Below are 17,305 nucleotides of genomic sequence, written 5' to 3'. Positions count from 1 at the left end.
ACACCGACCCCGACCGGCGCGAGCCGGAGAACGGACACGAGCATGCGAGCACTCACCTGGCAGGGCATCGAGAAGGTCTCGGTCGAGACCGTCCCCGACCCCCGCATCCAGCAGCCGACCGACGCGATCGTCCGGATCACCTCGACCGCGATCTGCGGCTCCGACCTGCACCTCTACCGCCTCCTCGGGCCCTACATCGACCGCGGGGACGTGCTCGGCCACGAGCCCATGGGCGTCGTCGAGGAGGTGGGCTCCGGAGTCACCACCCTGAAGCCCGGCGACCGCGTCGTCGTGCCCTTCAACATCGCCTGCGGCGAGTGCTTCATGTGCCGCCGAGGGCTGCAGTCGCAGTGCGAGACGACGCAGGTCACCGAGTACGGCTCGGGGGCGGCGCTCTTCGGCTACACGAAGATGTACGGCCAGGTCCCCGGAGGGCAGGCCGAGCTGCTCCGCGTGCCGCTGGCCGACTACAACACGATCGTCGTCGGCACGGACCTGCCGGACGAGCGCTACCTCTTCCTCAGCGACATCGTGCCCACCGCGTGGCAGGGCGTGGAGTACGCGCAGGTGCCCGACGGAGGGACCCTGGTCGTCTTCGGACTCGGCCCGGTCGGCCAGTTCGCGGCGCGGATCGGCGCCCACCGCGGCTACCGCGTCCTCGCCGTGGAGCCCGTCGCCGAGCGGCGCGCGATGGCCGAGCGGTACGGCGTGGAGACGTTCGACCTGTCCGACGACATCGCCGCGCAGCTGCGCGACCTCACGGACGGGCGCGGCCCCGACTCCGTCGTCGACGCGGTCGGCATGGAGGCGCACGGCTCGCCGGTCGGCTCGTTCGCTCAGTCGATGGCGGGGCTCCTGCCCGACCCGATCGCCCGCAAGGCGATGGACACGGTCGGCGTCGACCGCCTCGCCGCGGTCCACGCGTCCCTCGACCTGGTCCGCCGCGGCGGCACCGTCTCGCTGAGCGGGGTCTACGGCGGAGAGGCCGACCCGATGCCGCTGAAGTCGATGTTCGACAAGCAGGTGACGGTGCGGATGGGCCAGTGCAACGTGAAGCGCTGGATCGACGACCTGCTGCCGCTGGTGGAGGACTCCTCCGATCCGCTCGGCGTGATGGACCTCGTGACCCACCGGGCGCCGCTCGAGGACGCTCCGGCCCTCTACGAGACCTTCCAGAAGAAGGAGGACGGCTGCATCAAGGTCGTCCTGCACCCCTAGCCGGGGAACAGCGAAGGCGGCGCCCCCCGAGGGGAGCGCCGCCTTCGCGGTATTGCCGAGACCTACTTGAAGACGTCCTTGACGTCCTCGCCGGCCTTCTTGGCCGAGGCCGCGGCCTGGTCCTTCTGGCCTTCGGCCTTCAGGCTGTCGTCGTTCTTGTGGTCGCCCAGGGCTTCCTTCGCTTTGCCGGCGATGTCCTGAGCGGCGTTCTTGATCTTGTCATCGAGCCCCATGGTGGTGCCTCCTTCGCTGATCGTTGGCACGACCGTAGGACCGGGAACTGCCCGCTTCCTGGGAGCGGGAAGGGGCTTGCCCGGGTGCCCGCTGGACTGCGATGATTCGCGCCCTCGACCGGGGCCGGCCGGCCGAGGGCGCGGGATCAGGTCGCCGGGGTGGCGGACTCGGACGGAGCGGACTGCGAGGGCGCGTTAGTGGGCGTCTGCGACGATCCGTCGTCGGCGCTGGTGGGCACCGCGCTCCCCGACTGGTACGGCGTCTGGGCGTCGCCGGTGCAGCCGGCCAGCAGGCCGATCGTCAGGGCGGAGGCGCCGAGCGCCCCGAGGACCCTTGCGGCGCTCACTTGCCCGTCACCGCGTCCTTGACGGCCCCCACTGCCTTCTCGACGATGTTCGGCTTCGGGTCGGTGCCGTAGAGGCGCTCGTCCGGCTGGGTGGGCGGGGGCATCGGGACGTTGCCGCCGGGCTCCGCGACGCGGTAGCTGAACTCTCCCTTGCCGTCCGGGGTCGGGCCCGAGGCCCAGCTGCCCTCGGAGGCCGCTGCTCCGTCCGAGAAGTTGATGTACTCGTACGACACGGAGCGCTCCTCCTTCGAGATCGGGAAGTTCGAGGGCACGGGCAGGTCCTCCCGGCCCTCCGCGCGCAGCTCGGCGGCCGCCGCGATCCACTGGTTCTGGTGCATGGTGTCGCGGGCCAGGAGGAACGACAGGAGGTCGCGCACGCCGTGGTCGTCGGTCATGTGGTAGAGCCGGGCGACCTGGAGCCGACCCTGCATCTCCGCGTTCGCGTTGGCGGTGAAGTCGGCCAGCAGGTTGCCGCTGGCGGTGATGTAGGAGCCCTGCCACGGGTTGCCCATGCTGTCGACGGGGCGCGCGCCGGCGCCGGCCACGATGGCGTGCTGCACGTCGGAGCCGCCGATGACCGCCGCGAGCACGGGGTCCTTCTTCATCGCGTCCTCGGACTGCTCGACCGGGGCCTTCTCGAGCAGCTGGGCGATCATCACGGCGATCATCTCGACGTGGCCGAACTCCTCGGCGCCGATGCCGAAGAGCAGGTCCCGGTACTTGCCCGGGTCGTGGGCGTTCCAGGCCTGGAAGCCGTACTGCATCGCCACGGTGATCTCGCCGTACTGGCCGCCGAGCACCTCCTGGAAGCGGCGGGCGAAGACCGCGTCGGGCTTCGAGGGCGTGGACGTGAATTGGAGTTCCTGACGGTGGAAGAACATGACTGGTTGCCTTTCCGGGGTAGCCGGGCGGATCCGGGTGCGGACGTCCGATGTCTGTCCTCTCGACGGTAGGGAGCCCTGTTCGCGGGTCAGAAGGGGCTTGACGCGGTGGCGGAGCAGTCGATCCACGGGCTCTCGGGCCCCGCCCTCGTGGGCGCGGGATGGTAGCCCCATCGGGGGGTCAGCCGCTATGCCCTTCCCGGTACTCGAGGGCCCGAACAGACTGGCGACGCCGGCACGCATTCATTCCCCACTCGATCCTGGAAGGGACAGACGATGTCGAACATCGATCCCGCTTCACCTCCGTTCGGAGACGGCGCCGCGAACTTCGGCGCGACCGAGACCCCCATCGACAGCGGGGCGCACGTCGCCTCCACGGACACCTCCTCCGGCTCCTCCTCGGGCAGCACGGCCGACTCCGCGAAGGAGAAGGCGAGCGCCGCCGCGGGCACCGCCAAGGACCAGGCCGGCGCCGTCGCCGGCGACGCCAAGCAGGCCGCGAGCGAAGTGCTCTCGACCGGCAAGGACGAGGCCGCCAACGTGGTCCAGGAGGCCAAGGTCCAGGTCAAGGACCTCTACGACCAGAGCCGCACCCAGCTCACCGAGCAGGCCCACGCCCAGAAGGAGAACGCCGCCAAGGGCGCCCGCGCCTTCAGCGACGACCTGACCGCGCTGGCCAACGGCGAGGGCGGCAGCGACAACGCCGCGGCGAAGCTCGTCTCCCAGGCGGCCACCCGCGTGCAGGGTGTGGCCTCGTGGCTCGAGAACCGCGACCCGTCCGAGCTCCTCGACGACGTCCGCGCGTTCGCCCGCCGCCGCCCGGGTGCCTTCATCCTCATCGCCGCGGCGACGGGACTCGTCGGCGGGCGCCTCATCCGAGCCCTGACCGCCGAGGCGAAGGACGAGAAGGAGGCGACGAGCACCCGCACCGACGGGCCCGAGTTCGACGCCCCCGCCTCGACCACCGCGTACTCCGACGCCTCCGCGTACGACGCGCCCGTCGCGTCCGCCTACGGCACCGTCGGATCGAGCTCCCTCGAGCGCGACTACGCGCCGACCGAGCCCGTCGCCGACCCGCTCGACGGCGGCTTCCCGAACGGCGGCCGGCTGTGACCGACCCGACGGGCGTCCACCGCTCGACGGAGACGCCCGACCAGCGGGCCGGGTCGACGTCGCTGGGCGATCTGCTCGGCGAGGTCTCGCGCGACCTCTCCACCCTGATCCGCCAGGAGATGGCCCTCGCCAAGGCCGAGCTCAAGGAGTCCGCCGGCAAGGCGGGCAAGGGAGCGGGCCTCCTCGGCGGGGCGGGGTACGCCGCGCTGATGGCCGTGCTCTTCCTCTCGATCGCCCTCTGGTGGGGCCTGGGCACTCTGATCGGCAACGGCTGGTCCGGAGTGGTCGTGGCCGTCATCTGGGCGATCGTGGCCGCGATCCTCTACGCGGTGGGCCGCAAGAGCCTGAAGCAGGTCGACGGCGCTCCCGAGACGGTCGACTCCCTCAAGAAGATTCCCGACACCCTCAAGCCGAACGGGGCAGGACGATGACGTACGACGCAGGACAGAACAAGACACCCGAGGAGATCCGGGCGGACATCGAGCGCACGCGCCTCGAGCTCGGCGGAGACGTCGACGCGCTGGCCGAGAAGGTCAGCCCGTCCGCCATCGCGCAGCGTCAGACCGACAAGGTCAAGTCGGCCGTGGGCTCCGTCCGCGACCGGGTGATGGGCTCGGCGCACGACGCCTCCGACTCGCTCTCGAGCGGTGCGGGCTCGGCGAAGGCCAAGGCCGAGGGCAACCCGTTCGCCGTGGGGCTGATCGCCCTCGGCGCCGGACTCCTCGTCGCCTCGCTCATCCCCGCCTCCAGCAAGGAGAAGGAGGCGGCGAGCCGCGTCAAGGAGCAGGCCCAGCCGGTCGTCGACAAGGTGACCGACGCGGCCAAGGAGGCGGCGAGCGAGCTCCGCGAGCCCGCGCAGCAGGCCTTCGCCTCCGTCAAGGAGACCGCGACCGACGCCGCGCAGAACGTCAAGGAGGCGGGCACCTCCGCCACCGACGACGTGAAGGACTCGGCCCGCGAGGCCAAGCACGCCGTCCAGGAGGACGTGCAGCACTGATCCGTCGGCGCTGACAGGGCGGTGGGCCTCCGGGCCCGCCGCCCTTCGTCGTGCCGCCGGGAATACACCGCCGCCCGCGCTCCTTGCCCTCCGTATGCGATCGATCGTCTACTCCCGCACCGGTGACTCCTCCGTCCTCTCCCTCGTCGACCGGGAGGAGCGGGCGCCGGGCGCCGGCGAGGTCCGCGTCCGCGTCCTGGCGTCGGGCGTGAATCCGACCGACTGGAAGGCGCGCGCCGACGGCGACCTCGCGTTCGACGAGGTCGTGCCGAACCAGGACGGCGCCGGTGTCGTCGAGGCGCTGGGCGAGGGCGTCGAGGGCCTGGCCGTCGGCGACCGGGTCTGGATGTACCTCTCCGCGCACCGCCGCCCCACCGGCACCGCGCAGGAGTCGGCGGTGCTCGCCGCCGAGCACGTCGTGCGCCTGCCCGAGGGCGTCGGCATCGACGTCGCCGCGAGCCTCGGCGTCCCCGCGATGACCGCCCACCGCGCCCTCACCGTGCACGAGCACGGCCCCTCCCGTCTCGCGCCCGGCGCCCTCGCCGGCCGCACCGTCCTGGTCCAGGGCGGCGCCGGAGCCGTCGGGCACGCCGCGATCCAGCTCGCGGTCTGGGCCGGGGCGACCGTCATCGCGACGGTGAGCAGCGACTCCAAGGAGCGGCTCGCCCGTGCGGCCGGCGCGCAGCACGTGCTGCAGTACCCGGACGACGCGCTCGCCGATCGGATCCGCGGGCTCGCCCCCGAGGGCGTCCAGCACGTGGTCGAGGTCGCACCGGCTCAGAACGCCGCGCTCGACGTCGAGGTGCTCGCCAACCACGGCAGCATCGGGTACTACGCGAACAACAACGGCGACGAGTTCACCGTGCCGATCGTCGCGAGCTTCGCGAAGAACGCCCGGTGGCAGGGCCTGCTGCTCTACACGGTGGGCTAGGAGGCGCTGCAGGCCGCGGCCGAGGACATCACCGCGGCGCTCGCCGACGGCGCGCTCCCGGTGGGCGAGGAGGCGGGCCTCCCGCTGACCTGGTTCCCGCTCGAGGAGACCGCGGCCGCCCACGACGCGGTCGAGCAGGGCGCGACGGGAAAGGTGCTCATCCGCGTCGCCGACTGACCGCGAGGGCTCGCCTCCGATCGACGACCGGCCGGATCATCCCCGGAGCGGGGGCGAGCCCGGGACGGTCGAGCGGTCGGCCAGGCCGGCCACGAGCTCGGCGAGCGCCTCCTCCGCCGTGCGGGTCGGCGCCCAGCCGAGCTCGGCGCGGGCGCGCTCGGTCGACATGACCGGGACGTTGCCCGCGATGTCGAGCCAGCCCGCGTCGGTGCGCTGCAGGCGCAGGTGCCAGGTCGCCGTGACGACGGAGCGGAGCAGCCCGAACGGCACCGTGACCAGGCGGGCGCCGAAGGCGTGCGCCAGCCGCTCCGGAGTGAGGACCGGCTCGGCCGCGATGTTGAAGGCCCCGCCGGCGCGCCGGTCGAGCGCGCGCCAGAAGGCGTCGGCCACGTCGTCGGCGTGCACGCCCTGGAAGACGATGCTCCTCGGCAGCGGAAGGACCGGGATCCGGACCGCCTTCAGCCACCGCGTCGGGTAGTGGGGTCCGGCGAAGAGCCCGGCGATCTCGGTCGCCGCTCCGCGCTGGAAGACGAGCCCCGGGCGCAGGCGTGTGACGACGATCTCGGGGTGCCGCTCCTCGAAGGCGTCGAGCTGCCGCTCGTTCGCGGCCTTGTGGCGGCTGTAGGTCGAGGTGTGCAGGCCGCCCGTGGGCCAGTCCTCGGTCACCCGGATCGACTTCGGCGCGGCGCTGTAGGCGCCCACTGACGAGGCGACGGCGACCTGGCCGACTCCCGCGGCGGCGACCGCCTCGAGCACGGCCGCAGTGCCTCCGACGTCGACCAGCCGCTGGAACGGCTCGTCGTGGCTGGGCTGCAGCGCCCAGGCGAGGTGGACGACGGCGTCGACGCCGGCGAAGGCCTCGCGGAGCCGCCGTGGGGCGACGCTCGACGCGAGGTCGATCTCGACCCAGCGCACGTCGCGGTACTCCTCCGAGCGGAGCCGAGGGGCCCGGCGGGCGATGCCCACGATCTCCTCCACCCCGGCCTCGCCGTGCAGGCGCCGCAGCAGGGCCGTCCCCAGGTTGCCGGTCGCCCCGACGATCGCGATCCGCATGGCGTCATCCCTCCGGGAGCGGCGCACGCCGGCCCCCTCCTCCGAGGCTAGGCAGGGGCGCCGCCGCGGAGGAGCCGCTTGACAGCGGGGACGACGGGACGCTCGGCGGGGACCGCCGGCCGCCGGCGGGGTGAACGCTCCTCCCCAGGGCGGACGCGGCCTAGACCACGGCGGGAGCGGGCGCATCCCCCCGCGCGGCCGGCCGACGATCCCTAGCCTGGGACGATGCTGCCGACACCGCCCCGCCGCGTCCTCCCCGTGCGACACGAGGTCGAGGGCGTCACGCTGCGGACGGTCGACACCGGTCCGGCCGGGGCGGGCGCGGTGTTCGTCCTGATCCACGGGATCGGGATGTCGCACCACACCTTCTCGCCGCTCGCCGCCCGCCTGAAGCGGCACGGCCGGGTGATCGGCGTCGACCTCGCCGGCTTCGGCGCGAACGGGCGACCGCGGCGGAGGGTCGGCCTCGAGGACCACGCGCGGCAGGTCGAGCAGGTCCTCCGCGGACTGGGCGTCTCGCGCGCGGTCGTCGTCGGGCACTCGATGGGGTCTCAGGTGGCGGTCGAGCTGGGGCTGCGCGCGCCCGGCCTCGTCGACGGCGCGGTGCTCATCGGGCCGGTGGTGGATCCGCAGCGGCCCGGAGCGGTCCGCCAGGGGCTCGCGCTGCTGCGGGACTGCCTCGGCGAGCCGGTGGGCGTCGACGCGATCCTGCTGGCCGACTACCTGCGCGGCGGCCTGCGCTGGTACCTGCGCCAGCTGCCCGAGATGCTGCGGCATCCGGTCCAGGAGCGCGTCGCCCGGCTGGAGGTGCCGGTCCTCGTCGCCCGCGGCCGCGACGATCCGATCGCCACCCGTGACTGGTGCGAGCGGCTCACGGCCCACGCGCGCGAGGGGCGGCTCGTCGAGTTCGCCGGCTCGCGCCACGTCGTCCCCCGCACCGAGCCCGGAGCGCTCGCCCGCGAGATCCTCCGCTTCGCCGCCGCGCTCGGCGAGAGGCCCGCCGCCCCGCTCCCCCTCCGGTCGGAGCCGGCCGCATGAGCCGGCTCCGGCGCCTGGTCCGCGACGCCGTCTGGTGGATCCGCGACTACGCCTACGCCGTCGCCTGGCAGGTGCGCGGCGTCCTCTCGCGCCGTGCCCCGGACGACTACCTCGACGGCGACCGGCGGCCCGTCGTGGTCCTGCCGGGGATCTGGGAGACCTGGTCCTTCCTCCGCCCGATCATCGATCCGCTGCACGAGCGCGGACACCCTCTCCACGTACTGACGAGCCTCGGCCGCAACGGCCGCCCGGTCGCCCGGACGGCCGAGGACGTGGCCGCCTACCTCGCCGAGCACGGGCTCCGCGACGTGGTGATCGTCGCCCACAGCAAGGGCGGACTGATCGGCAAGTACGTGATGACCGAGCTCGACCCGGACGGCCGGGTCGACCGGATGGTCGCCGTGGCGACCCCGTTCGGCGGCTCCCGCTACGCGCCCTACCTGGTCCTCCGGAGCCTGCGCGCCTTCTCGCCGCGCGACGCCACGACCCTGCTGCTGTCGAGCCGCTCCGGAGCGAACGCGCGGATCACGTCCGTGTTCGGCCTCTTCGATCCGCACATCCCCGAGGGCAGCATGCTCGAGGGCGCGGTCAACGTCCGGATCGAGACCGGCGGGCACTTCCGCATCCTGAGCGACCCCGAGACGCTCACCGCGGTCGTCACGGCGGTCTCGGCGGAGGAGCGCGCCGACGGAGAGGCGCCCTGACGACGGCGGAACCCCTGACGACTCCGTAGCAACCCGCGTCGCCGCGGCGGAACCCCCTGGCGCCTCCGGCCCGCGAGGCGGAGCGTGGAGTCATGCCCGCCTCCTTCACCGGCCCGACCGAGCTCCTCCTCGTCCGTCACGGCGAGAGCCTCGCCAACATCGCGGCGAGCGCCGCCGAGGCCTCGGGGGCGCACGAGATCGCCGTCGACCGCCGCGACCCCGACGTCGAGCTCTCCCCCGCCGGCGAGGAGCAGGCGCGCGCGCTCGGCCGCTGGCTGGCCGAGGAGGCGTGGCCCGCCTCCGCCTGGACGTCGCCCTACCGCCGCGCCTCCGCGACCGCCCGCCTCGCCCTCGGCGAGGCCGGCATCGACCTGCGGCTGCGCCCCGACGAGCGCCTGCGCGACCGCGACCTCGGCGTCACCGACCGCCTCACCTCCGCCGGCGTGCGGGCCCGGATGCCCGAGGAGGCGGCGCGGCGCGAGTGGCTCGGCAAGTTCTACTACCGGCCGCCGGGAGGCGAGGCCTGGACGGACCTCGCGCTCCGCGTCCGCGCCTTCGTCGACCACCTCGCCGTCGCCGCGCCTCCCGGGCCGGCGATCCTCTTCTGCCACGACGCGGTCGTCCTCGTCCTCCGCTACGTCCTCGAGGGCCTCTCCGAGCACGAGCTGCTCGACATCGGCGCTTCGACGCCCGTCGCCAACGGCTCCGTCACCCGTCTCGTCCGCGACGGCGACGCGTGGCGCCTCGAGCTCTTCAACCGCACGTCCCACCTCGAGCGCTCCGGCGCCCCCGTCACCCGGCACGACAACCGCGCGGACGGAGAAGGAGACCCTCATGAGTGACCTCGTCTCCCGCGCCCTGCTCGAGCAGCGCTGGCCCCTCCCGGAGCCCGGAGGCTCGAAGCACTCCCGCGGCGACGTGGTCGTCGTCGGCGGCGCCCGCAAGACGCCCGGCGCCGCGATCCTCGCGGGGATCGCCGCGCTGCGGACCGGCGCGGGTCGCATCACGCTCTGCGTCGCCGAGTCGGTCGCGTCGGCCACCGCGGTCGCGCTGCCGGAGTGCGGAGTGGTCCCGCTCGCGGAGACGCGCACCGGCTCCGTCTCGGGCCGCGGGCTCGACGTCCTGGCCGGCGAGCTCTCCTCCGCCGACGTCGCCCTGATCGGACCCGGCCTGGACGACCCGCGCGCGACCGCCGCGACCCTCCGTGCCCTCGCTCCGCTCCTCGACGACGTGCCGGCTGTGCACCTCGACGCCTTCCCGCTCGGGGTCCTGCCCGGGCAGCGCCGTCTCGCGCGGAGGCTCGCGGGCCGGCTCCTGCTGACCCCGAACTCGGAGGAGGCGTCCCGGCTCCTCGGCGAGGAGGTCGACGACGTCGAGCGGGCCGCCCTCGCGGTCGCCGAGCGCTACGGCGCGGTGGTGAGCCTGTTCAACACCATCGCCTCGCCGGACGGCGACGCGGTGCGGATCGAGGGCGAGCACCCCGGGCTGGCCACCGCGGGCAGCGGCGACGTGCTCGCCGGAGCGACGGCGGGCCTGCGCGGGCGCGGCGTCGATCCGATGGGCGCGGCCGCGTGGGGCGCGTTCCTGCACACGGAGGCGGACACGCGCCTCTCCGCACGGATCGGCCCGGCCGGGTACCTCGCGAGCGAGATCCCGGGGGAGTTCCCGCGCGTGCTGGCGGGCTGAGCGGGGCGGGTGCGCTGAGATCGGCAGTCGTTCCGAGGCGGGCCGGCGGTGCGAGCGCCCCGGCCCGGGCCGGCGGCGATCACCGTGACCGCGGCGTCGACCTCAGTGCGCGACGTCGGCGACCGAGAACGCCACTCCCGGCGTGATCAGGATCGAGGTCTCGCGGGGCTCGCCCTCGCCCTGGTTCACCGTGATCCAGCGCGACGCGGAGCCGTCCAGGGCGCGGTCGATGCTCTCGCGCACCTCCGCGGCCGACGTCTCGCTCAGGCTGAACGGCGCTCCGCCGTAGATGATCTCGACGCGCTTCACAGCATGCTCTCCTCGCTCTGACGGGCGGTCCCGTGGGGCTCCTCGCTGATCCGCAGCCCGTGCGCCGTGTGCGAATCGGCGAGCAGCTGGCGGATCCAGTCCGGGTTGATGTTCGGGGCACGGCCGCCGTGGTACTTGAAGCGCAGCGGGATGGCGGGGTGCAGCCAGATCGAGGTGCGTCCGTCGCCGACCGCCTGCGAGTCCTTCCACGAGAAGTAGAAGGACTCGTTGCGCGCGAGCTTCGAGCCGATCACGATCTGCAGGTGCGCCAGCAGACGGTCGTCGAAGTCGGCCTCGAGGGTCGAGTCGTAGATCAGTCGCCCCATCAGGCGGTTCTCCGTTCGGGAAGTCGCCCGTCCGCGAAGGGTCGGGCGGAGTCGTGAGTGTCGATCCTACCGGCGCCCCGGATGCTCACCAGGAGTCGTCCTCGCCGTGGAACTGCGGGATCTCGGTGTCGACAGCGGAGAGCGGCCCGGCGCCGCCGTCCTCCTCGGCCACGGGGTGCGAGACGCCCAGACGGGCCGTCTCGCGGGTGAAGCGCTCGACGAGCTCCTCGTCGAGCAGCTCCTCGGCTCCGTCGTCCTCGGACTCCGAGAACAGCTGGCTCGCCGGTCCGATCAGCAGCGCCGCCCGTCCGGGCCGGCCGGACTCCTGGCGGATCGGGATGTCGACCGTGATCGACCCCTTGGTGAGCGCCAGCGCCTCCGCGTAGGCCAGCAGCGACCGCGCGATGGCGGTACCCGTCAGCACGGAGCTGCCGGCGTAGTGGATGCGTTCCATGCCTCCTTCCTACTCCTCGGGCGGCCGCCCGGTCAGCGGTTGCGCGGTCGAGGGAGGGAGCGCTAGCGCCGCGTCGATCCGGCGGTCGAGCGCGTCGCGGACGGCCGGCCACTCGGCCGCGAGGATCGAGTGGACGGCCGTGTCGCGCCACGAGCCGTCGGCCCGCCGCTGGTCGTGGCGGAGCACCCCCTCGAACGCGGCGCCGAGGCGGAGGATCGCGGCCCGCGAGCGCGCGTTCACCGCATCCGCCTGGAGCTTCACCCGCTCGTAGCCGCTGTCGAAGGCGAGTCCGAGCACCAGCCGCTTCGCCTCCGGGTTCACGACGGTGCCCCACGTCTCGGGCGCGTAGGCCGTCCAGCCGAGGTGGGCCGCCTCGCGCGTCTCGTCGAAGTCAGCCAGCGAGGTCGTGCCGACGACGCGCCCCTCCTGCAGCACGGCGAACGGCAGGCCCGTGCCCCAGGGGTAGTAGCGGTCGACGAAGGCGCGGAACTCCTCCGGGGTGCCGGGGAGGCCGGACGGTCCTCCTCCGTAGCCGCCGGCGAACACCTCCGGACGTCCGATCGCCCGCCCGAGCGGCTCGACGTGCTCGACGGCGAGCGGCTCGAGGACGATCGAGCGGCCGACGAGCGTGACGGGACCGGGGCGGCGGGGGCTGCTCATGCGATCAGTGTGGGGCACCGTGCCAGCATGGCTCCATGAGCACCGCCGCGCTGTTCGAGTCCGCCGCCGCCGCCCTCGTCGGCCTGCTCGCGCAGGTGCGGGACGATCAGTGGGAGCAGCCGGGGCTCGGCGTCTGGGACGTCCGCGGCCTCGCGGGCCACGCGTCGCGGGCGGTGCTGACGGTCGAGGCGTACCTCCTCGCTCCGGAGCCGCCCGAGCCGACCATCGAGGACGCGCTCGACTACTACGCCGCGCTGGCCGGGAACGTCGCCGACCCCGCGGCGGTGGCGCGGCGCGGGGTCGAGGCGGGGCTGCTGCTCGGCGACAGGCCGGCTCAGGCGCTGGCGGAGGCGGCGGGCCGCGCGGTCGAGCTGGTCGCCGCTCAGCGTCCCGGCCGCCTCGTCGCCGTGGGCGGCCACGCGATCGAGCTGGACGAGTACCTCCGGACCCGGCTGCTCGAGCTGGTCGTGCACACGCTCGACCTCTCGCGGGCCACCGGGATCCCGCACGTGCTGCCCGCCGAGGCCGTCGAGGCGTGCTGCGCGCTGACCGGTGGGCTGGCCGCTCGAGCCGGACGCGGCGAGGAGCTCCTGCTCGCGCTGAGCGGGCGGGAGCCCCTCGCCGCGGGGTTCTCGGTGGTGTGAGGGCGCCGGCCCCCCCGGCTGCGGGTTCTGCGCGGCGCCGGCCCTCCGGCCACCGGGCCCTCCGCGGTGGGGGCGCCGATCCTCAGGCCGCGGGGTCGGCGCGGCGCCGGCCTTCAGGCCACCGCGAGAGCGGCGACCGGCGACACCTTCGTGGCGCGGCGGGCGGGCAGCACGGCCGAGACGACCGTGATCACGACGCCCACCACGAGCACCGCCACCAGGATCGGCACCGGGACGGTCGGCGGGATCAGTCCGATGCCCGGCAGCGAGCCGAACACCGAGATCGCGCCGCACCAGCCGTAGACGACGCCGAGCACGATGCCGAGCACCGCGGCAGCGATGATCATCTGCGCCGCCTCGAGCACCACCATCGACCGCACCTGCGAGCCGGTGAAGCCGAGCGCGCGGAGCAGGCCCAGCTCGCGCCGGCGCTGCAGCACGCTGAGCGACAGCGTGTTGACCATGCCGACGGCGGCCAGGACGACCGAGAAGCCGAGCAGGACGCTCATCACCGCGGTGCTCACCTGGATGAACTGCTCGAACGCCGCGATCACCTCGGGATTCGTCTCACCCGAGCGCTCCATGATCGTGCCGAAGGTGGCGGCGGCGACCGCGAACATCGTGACCAGCGACACTCCGATGACCAGTCCGATGACGGCGCGGGCGCTGCGCGCCGGATTGCGGACGGCGTTGGCGGACGCCAGTCGGGCGACGGGGCCCCGGCCGAAGGCGCGGCCCACGAGGGCCGTGAGCGGAGGGAGCAGGACGGGCGCCCCGAGGATCACGCCGGTGAAGGACGCCATGCCTCCGACCAGCCCGAGGAGGACGCCGCCGGGGTTGGCGAGCCCGAGGACGACGCCGGCGGCGAGCAGCAGTGCGCCGACCACGACGAAGACGATCGCCGTGACGTTGCGGGCGGTGCGGCCGCGCAGCTCCTCGTAGCGGGGCTCGGCGGACGATCCGGCGGCCTGCGACGGCGCGACCGCGAGCACGCGGCGCGATCCGGACCACGAGGCGATGACCGTCGAGGCGACCACGGCGATCAGCGGCAGCACGAGGCCGGGCGAGACGAGCGGGTAGTCGAAGCGGGGCAGGGTGCCGCTCCGGATGGCGAGCTCCGCGGCGAGCGCCACGAGAGCGACGCCGGCGACCAGGCCGATCGCCGCTCCGAGGAGCCCCTGCAGGAGGCCCGTGCGGACGATCCCGCTGCGCAGCGACCGGCCGGAGGCGCCGAGCAGGCGCAGCAGGGCGATCTCGCGGGTGCGCCCGGCGATGACGGTCGAGACCGCGTTGGCCGTGACGATCCCGCCCACGAACACCGCGATGCCGAAGAAGACGGCGCCGACCATCCCGAGCATGAGGGCGACCTGGCCGATGCCGTCGATCCCCGCTGCCGCGAAGGCCGCGACCATGTCGGCGATGACCTGCACGAGCACGGCGCCGAACGCCGCGGCGAGTGCGGCGACGGTGACGATGGCGCCCCCGCCCTGGCTCGAGCCCGTGCGCACGCCGCTCACGCCGCGCCCTCCATCGTGAGCATCGCGCGCGAGATCTCCTCGGCGCTCATCCCGCGGCGGTCGTCGACCACGGCCCCGTCGCGGAGGAAGACGATGCGGTCGGCGTAGGCCGCCGCGATCGGGTCGTGGGTGACCATCGCGATCGACTGGCCGTACTCGCGGGTGGAGGCCCGGAGCAGGCTGAGGACCTCGCGGCCGGTGCGCGAGTCCAGGTTGCCGGTGGGCTCGTCGGCGAAGATCAGCTGCGGCCGGGTGGCGAGGGCGCGGGCGATCGCCACGCGCTGCTGCTGCCCGCCCGAGAGCTCGTGGGGCCGGTGCGTGAGGCGCTCGCGGAGCCCGAGGGACTCGATCAGCCGGGCGATCCACTGCTCCTCGTCGCCGGTCACGGAGCGGCCGTCGAGCTCGAACGGGAGGCGGATGTTTCCGCGCACGTCGAGCGTGGGGACGAGGTTGAAGGCCTGGAAGACGAAGCCGACGCTGCGGCGGCGGAGCACGGTCAGCTCGGCGTCGCTCATCGAGGTGATCTCGGCGTCCCCGAGGAACACGCGGCCGGAGGAGGCGGTGTCGAGGCCGGCGAGGACGTGCATGAGCGTCGACTTGCCGGATCCGCTGGGGCCCATCACCGCGGTGAACTCGCCCCGCTCGATCGAGAGCGTGACGTCGTCGAGGGCGACGACGGGCGGCGTGCTGCCGTAGAGCTTGCGCACGCCCTCGACGCGCGCCACGACGGAGGAGGTCTGGTTCTGCATGTCCTCGACGCTACGGAGGCACCCGTGTCGCCGGCGTCGTCCGCAGTGGCTCGCGGCGTCATCCCTCCGGCGGACCCGCGATGGTCCTGCGGGGTCAGCGGGGCCGGAGTCCCGCCCGGCGGAGGGCGAGGGCCGCCAGCGCGGCGGTGACGGCGGGGTCGCCGGTCCTCCAGCCCGCGGCGGCCTCCGGGTGCGCGGCGAGGATGTCGCGGGGGGACGCCTGGGTGAGCGCGCGCAGGGCCAGCAGCTCGGTTCCGCCGCCGGTCGAGCCGAGGGCGCGCAGCTCGGCGGTCCGGCGGGCGAAGCGGAGCCGGGGCCGGAGCCAGAGCACGGCCAGGAGCAGGAGCGGGAGGCCCCCGACGGCGAGCCCGGCGACCACGGCCAGGGCGCTCGCGAGCTGCTGCTGGTCGCGTCCGGCGGCGGCCAGCACGGAGCCGGCCCCGCTCGCCTCGTCGAACGGCGCGCGCACGGCGTCGCCGAGCAGGGGGATGCCGCCGAGGGTGGTCCCGGCGTCGCTCATGGTCGAGCCGAAGCCGCTGCCGGCGCTCTCGAGCCGCCGGCCGATCTCGGCCAGGCCGGCGATCAGCGAGCCGACCGCGATCCCCGCGGCGATCGCCACGACGGCCACGCCGAGAGCGAGGGCGTCGGCCAAGATCTGCCGCGCGCGGACGGCCGGGAGGTCGGCGTAGATCTGCATGCGCCGATTATCCGGCGCGCTCGGCGGCGGTCGTGTCCACACCGGAGGCAGGATTCGTCGAGAGGGCCCGGGATCCGCGTCACTCCGCGAGGTCCCCGATGTTCTTCCTCGGTTGTGAACACGTGGGCCGCCTCCGAGAGGGCTGCCCGGCCCGGCTCCTCGCCGCTTCTAGTCGAGCAGGTCGTGCAGCACGACGACCTGCTCGCGCTCCGGGCCGACGCCGATCGCCGAGAACCGGGCGCCGCTCATCGCCTCGAGCGCGCGCACGTAGTCCTGCGCGGTCCGCGGCAGGTCCGAGAACTCGCGGCAGCCGGAGATGTCCTCCTGCCAGCCGGGGAACTCCTCGTAGATCGGCTTCGCGTGGTGGAAGTCGCTCTGCGAGACCGGGACCTCGTCGTGGCGCACGCCGTCGACGTCGTAGGCGACGCAGACGGGGATGGTCTCGAGGCCCGAGAGCACGTCGAGCTTGGTGAGGACGAAGTCGGTGACCCCGTTGATCCGCGCCGAGTAGCGGGCGATCGGGGCGTCGTACCAGCCGCAGCGGCGCGGGCGGCCGGTCGTGGTGCCGAACTCGAAGCCCTGCCGGCGGAGGTACTCGCCCCACTCGTCGAAGAGCTCGGTCGGGAACGGGCCGGCGCCGACACGGGTCGTGTACGCCTTGATGACCGCGATGACGCGGTCGATGCGGTTCGGCGCGACTCCGGAGCCGGTGGCCGCTCCTCCCGAGGTCGCGTTGGAGGAGGTGACGAACGGGTAGGTGCCGTGGTCGACGTCGAGCATCGTGGCCTGGCCGGCCTCGAACAGCACCGTTTTGCCGGCGTCGAGCGCCTGCGAGAGGACGAGCGACGTGTCGGCGACCATCGGGCGCAGGCGCTCGGTGTACTGCAGCAGATCCTCCAGCACCTGCTCGACCAGGATCGCGCGGCGGTTGTAGACCTTCACCAGCAGGTGGTTCTTCTGGTCGAGGGCGCCCTCGACCTTCTGGCGGAGGATGTTCTCGTCGAAGAGGTCCTGGATGCGGATGCCGACGCGGTTGATCTTGTCGGCGTACGCCGGGCCGATGCCGCGGCCGGTGGTGCCGATCTGGCGCTTGCCGAGGAAGCGCTCCGTCACCTTGTCGAGGGTGCGGTGGTAGCTGGTGATGACGTGCGCGTTGGCGCTGACGAGCAGCTTCGACACGTCGACCCCGCGCGCGCTCAGCGCCTCGAGCTCGTGGAACAGCACCTCGATGTCGACGACGACGCCGTTCGCGATGACCGGGACGACGCCCGGGGTGAGGATGCCGGAGGGGAGCAGGTGCAGGGCGTACTTCTCGTCGCCCACGACGACGGTGTGCCCGGCGTTGTTGCCCCCGTTGAACTTCACGACGTAGTCGACGCGGCTGCCGAGGAGGTCGGTGGCGCGTCCCTTGCCCTCGTCGCCCCACTGGGCGCCGGTGATGACGATTGCTGGCATGGCGTGTCCTTCTCGACGGGAGGGGCGGCCGAGGCGATCGGAGCGGCGGTGGCGGCTCCGAGTGCAACGACGGCGAGGAGGCTTGCGGCGCGGAGTCTGCGCATCGTGGTCCTGTT

21 protein-coding genes and 1 pseudogene are annotated in these 17,305 nt (G+C 73.7%); 10 read left to right on the top strand and 12 right to left on the bottom strand.

All coding sequences use genetic code 11. From position 1 onward, the window contains the following. The first annotated feature begins 42 nt into the window (after positions 1–42). Positions 43–1,218, top strand: coding sequence for a zinc-dependent alcohol dehydrogenase (locus tag C5C74_RS08960; protein ID WP_104247475.1), 1,176 nt, complete (start codon positions 43–45; stop codon positions 1,216–1,218). Between the two features lie 62 nt (positions 1,219–1,280). Here C5C74_RS08960 and C5C74_RS08955 read toward each other — a convergent pair whose 3' ends face one another. From C5C74_RS08955 to C5C74_RS08945, 3 genes are all read right to left on the bottom strand, one after another. Further along, the gene (locus C5C74_RS08955; protein WP_104222763.1) at positions 1,281–1,451 is read right to left on the bottom strand and encodes a CsbD family protein; all 171 of its coding nucleotides are present in this window, start codon (positions 1,449–1,451) and stop codon (positions 1,281–1,283) included. 146 nt (positions 1,452–1,597) lie between these two features. Beyond that, positions 1,598–1,798: a hypothetical protein gene (locus tag C5C74_RS08950; RefSeq protein ID WP_104222764.1), complete on the bottom strand. Its 201-nt coding sequence runs from the start codon at positions 1,796–1,798 to the stop codon at positions 1,598–1,600. Next, positions 1,795–2,679 carry a manganese catalase family protein gene (locus C5C74_RS08945; RefSeq protein ID WP_104222765.1) on the bottom strand — a complete coding sequence of 295 codons (885 nt, stop codon included), beginning with the start codon at positions 2,677–2,679 and terminating at the stop codon, positions 1,795–1,797. The genes C5C74_RS08950 and C5C74_RS08945 overlap by 4 nt, the downstream gene beginning before the upstream one ends. 276 nt (positions 2,680–2,955) lie before the next feature. Here C5C74_RS08945 and C5C74_RS17840 point away from each other — a divergent pair, with 276 nt between their 5' ends. From C5C74_RS17840 to C5C74_RS08925, 4 genes and pseudogenes are all read left to right on the top strand, one after another. Beyond that, positions 2,956–3,792, top strand: a complete 837-nt coding sequence (locus tag C5C74_RS17840; RefSeq protein WP_104261171.1) for a hypothetical protein — start codon at positions 2,956–2,958, stop codon at positions 3,790–3,792. Further along, the gene (locus tag C5C74_RS17835; RefSeq protein WP_104222767.1) at positions 3,789–4,223 is read left to right on the top strand and encodes a phage holin family protein; all 435 of its coding nucleotides are present in this window, start codon (positions 3,789–3,791) and stop codon (positions 4,221–4,223) included. The genes C5C74_RS17840 and C5C74_RS17835 overlap by 4 nt, the downstream gene beginning before the upstream one ends. Continuing rightward, positions 4,220–4,789: a DUF3618 domain-containing protein gene (locus C5C74_RS08930; protein WP_104222768.1), complete on the top strand. Its 570-nt coding sequence runs from the start codon at positions 4,220–4,222 to the stop codon at positions 4,787–4,789. The genes C5C74_RS17835 and C5C74_RS08930 overlap by 4 nt, the downstream gene beginning before the upstream one ends. A gap of 94 nt (positions 4,790–4,883) precedes the next feature. Further along, positions 4,884–5,897 (top strand): annotated as a pseudogene (locus C5C74_RS08925) (NADPH:quinone reductase). Positions 5,898–5,933: 36 nt separating this feature from the next. Here C5C74_RS08925 and C5C74_RS08920 read toward each other — a convergent pair. Further along, positions 5,934–6,950 (bottom strand): NAD-dependent epimerase/dehydratase family protein, encoded by a 1,017-nt coding sequence (locus C5C74_RS08920; protein WP_104222770.1) that lies wholly within the window; start codon positions 6,948–6,950, stop codon positions 5,934–5,936. A 225-nt stretch (positions 6,951–7,175) separates the two neighbouring features. On the opposite strand from C5C74_RS08920, the gene C5C74_RS08915 reads away from it, so the two are divergent. From C5C74_RS08915 to C5C74_RS08900, 4 genes are all read left to right on the top strand, one after another. Next, positions 7,176–7,988 carry an alpha/beta fold hydrolase gene (locus tag C5C74_RS08915; protein ID WP_104222771.1) on the top strand — a complete coding sequence of 271 codons (813 nt, stop codon included), beginning with the start codon at positions 7,176–7,178 and terminating at the stop codon, positions 7,986–7,988. Next, positions 7,985–8,692: a triacylglycerol lipase gene (locus C5C74_RS08910; RefSeq protein WP_104239324.1), complete on the top strand. Its 708-nt coding sequence runs from the start codon at positions 7,985–7,987 to the stop codon at positions 8,690–8,692. Before C5C74_RS08915 ends, C5C74_RS08910 begins: the two co-directional genes overlap by 4 nt. A 92-nt stretch (positions 8,693–8,784) precedes the next feature. Further along, on the top strand, positions 8,785–9,534 hold the full coding sequence (locus C5C74_RS08905; RefSeq protein ID WP_104351369.1) for a histidine phosphatase family protein: 750 nt from the start codon (positions 8,785–8,787) through the stop codon (positions 9,532–9,534). Continuing rightward, positions 9,527–10,378, top strand: a complete 852-nt coding sequence (locus C5C74_RS08900; RefSeq protein ID WP_104273158.1) for an NAD(P)H-hydrate dehydratase — start codon at positions 9,527–9,529, stop codon at positions 10,376–10,378. The genes C5C74_RS08905 and C5C74_RS08900 overlap by 8 nt, the downstream gene beginning before the upstream one ends. A 102-nt stretch (positions 10,379–10,480) precedes the next feature. Here the strand turns inward: C5C74_RS08900 and C5C74_RS08895 are convergent, their stop codons facing one another. The 4 genes from C5C74_RS08895 to C5C74_RS08880 all read right to left on the bottom strand — a co-directional run bounded on the left by C5C74_RS08895 (position 10,481) and on the right by C5C74_RS08880 (position 12,127). Further along, positions 10,481–10,687, bottom strand: coding sequence for a hypothetical protein (locus tag C5C74_RS08895; protein WP_104222775.1), 207 nt, complete (start codon positions 10,685–10,687; stop codon positions 10,481–10,483). Further along, positions 10,684–11,013 (bottom strand): ATP-dependent DNA ligase, encoded by a 330-nt coding sequence (locus tag C5C74_RS08890; protein ID WP_104222776.1) that lies wholly within the window; start codon positions 11,011–11,013, stop codon positions 10,684–10,686. Before C5C74_RS08890 ends, C5C74_RS08895 begins: the two co-directional genes overlap by 4 nt. 85 nt (positions 11,014–11,098) lie before the next feature. Beyond that, on the bottom strand, positions 11,099–11,467 hold the full coding sequence (locus C5C74_RS08885; protein ID WP_104225704.1) for a hypothetical protein: 369 nt from the start codon (positions 11,465–11,467) through the stop codon (positions 11,099–11,101). Between the two features lie 9 nt (positions 11,468–11,476). Then, positions 11,477–12,127: a GNAT family N-acetyltransferase gene (locus tag C5C74_RS08880; RefSeq protein WP_104351368.1), complete on the bottom strand. Its 651-nt coding sequence runs from the start codon at positions 12,125–12,127 to the stop codon at positions 11,477–11,479. 35 nt (positions 12,128–12,162) lie between these two features. On the opposite strand from C5C74_RS08880, the gene C5C74_RS08875 reads away from it, so the two are divergent. Next, positions 12,163–12,771: a maleylpyruvate isomerase N-terminal domain-containing protein gene (locus C5C74_RS08875; RefSeq protein WP_104351367.1), complete on the top strand. Its 609-nt coding sequence runs from the start codon at positions 12,163–12,165 to the stop codon at positions 12,769–12,771. A 113-nt stretch (positions 12,772–12,884) separates the two neighbouring features. Here C5C74_RS08875 and C5C74_RS08870 read toward each other — a convergent pair whose 3' ends face one another. The 4 genes from C5C74_RS08870 to C5C74_RS08855 all read right to left on the bottom strand — a co-directional run bounded on the left by C5C74_RS08870 (position 12,885) and on the right by C5C74_RS08855 (position 17,189). After that, positions 12,885–14,288 (bottom strand): FtsX-like permease family protein, encoded by a 1,404-nt coding sequence (locus C5C74_RS08870; RefSeq protein WP_258064134.1) that lies wholly within the window; start codon positions 14,286–14,288, stop codon positions 12,885–12,887. Beyond that, positions 14,285–15,037 (bottom strand): ABC transporter ATP-binding protein, encoded by a 753-nt coding sequence (locus C5C74_RS08865; RefSeq protein WP_104222781.1) that lies wholly within the window; start codon positions 15,035–15,037, stop codon positions 14,285–14,287. Before C5C74_RS08865 ends, C5C74_RS08870 begins: the two co-directional genes overlap by 4 nt. Before the next feature lie 94 nt (positions 15,038–15,131). Continuing rightward, a complete protein-coding gene (locus C5C74_RS08860; protein WP_104225708.1) occupies positions 15,132–15,734 on the bottom strand; it encodes a hypothetical protein in 603 nt (200 codons plus the stop codon). A gap of 168 nt (positions 15,735–15,902) precedes the next feature. Continuing rightward, positions 15,903–17,189, bottom strand: a complete 1,287-nt coding sequence (locus C5C74_RS08855; protein ID WP_104351366.1) for an adenylosuccinate synthase — start codon at positions 17,187–17,189, stop codon at positions 15,903–15,905. Positions 17,190–17,305: the final 116 nt, after the last annotated feature.

It is taken from the genome of Rathayibacter sp. AY1E8, from assembly GCF_002931415.1.
Classification (GTDB): Bacteria; Actinomycetota; Actinomycetes; order Actinomycetales; family Microbacteriaceae; genus Rathayibacter.
This window is presented reverse-complemented; position numbering and strand designations above follow the sequence as displayed.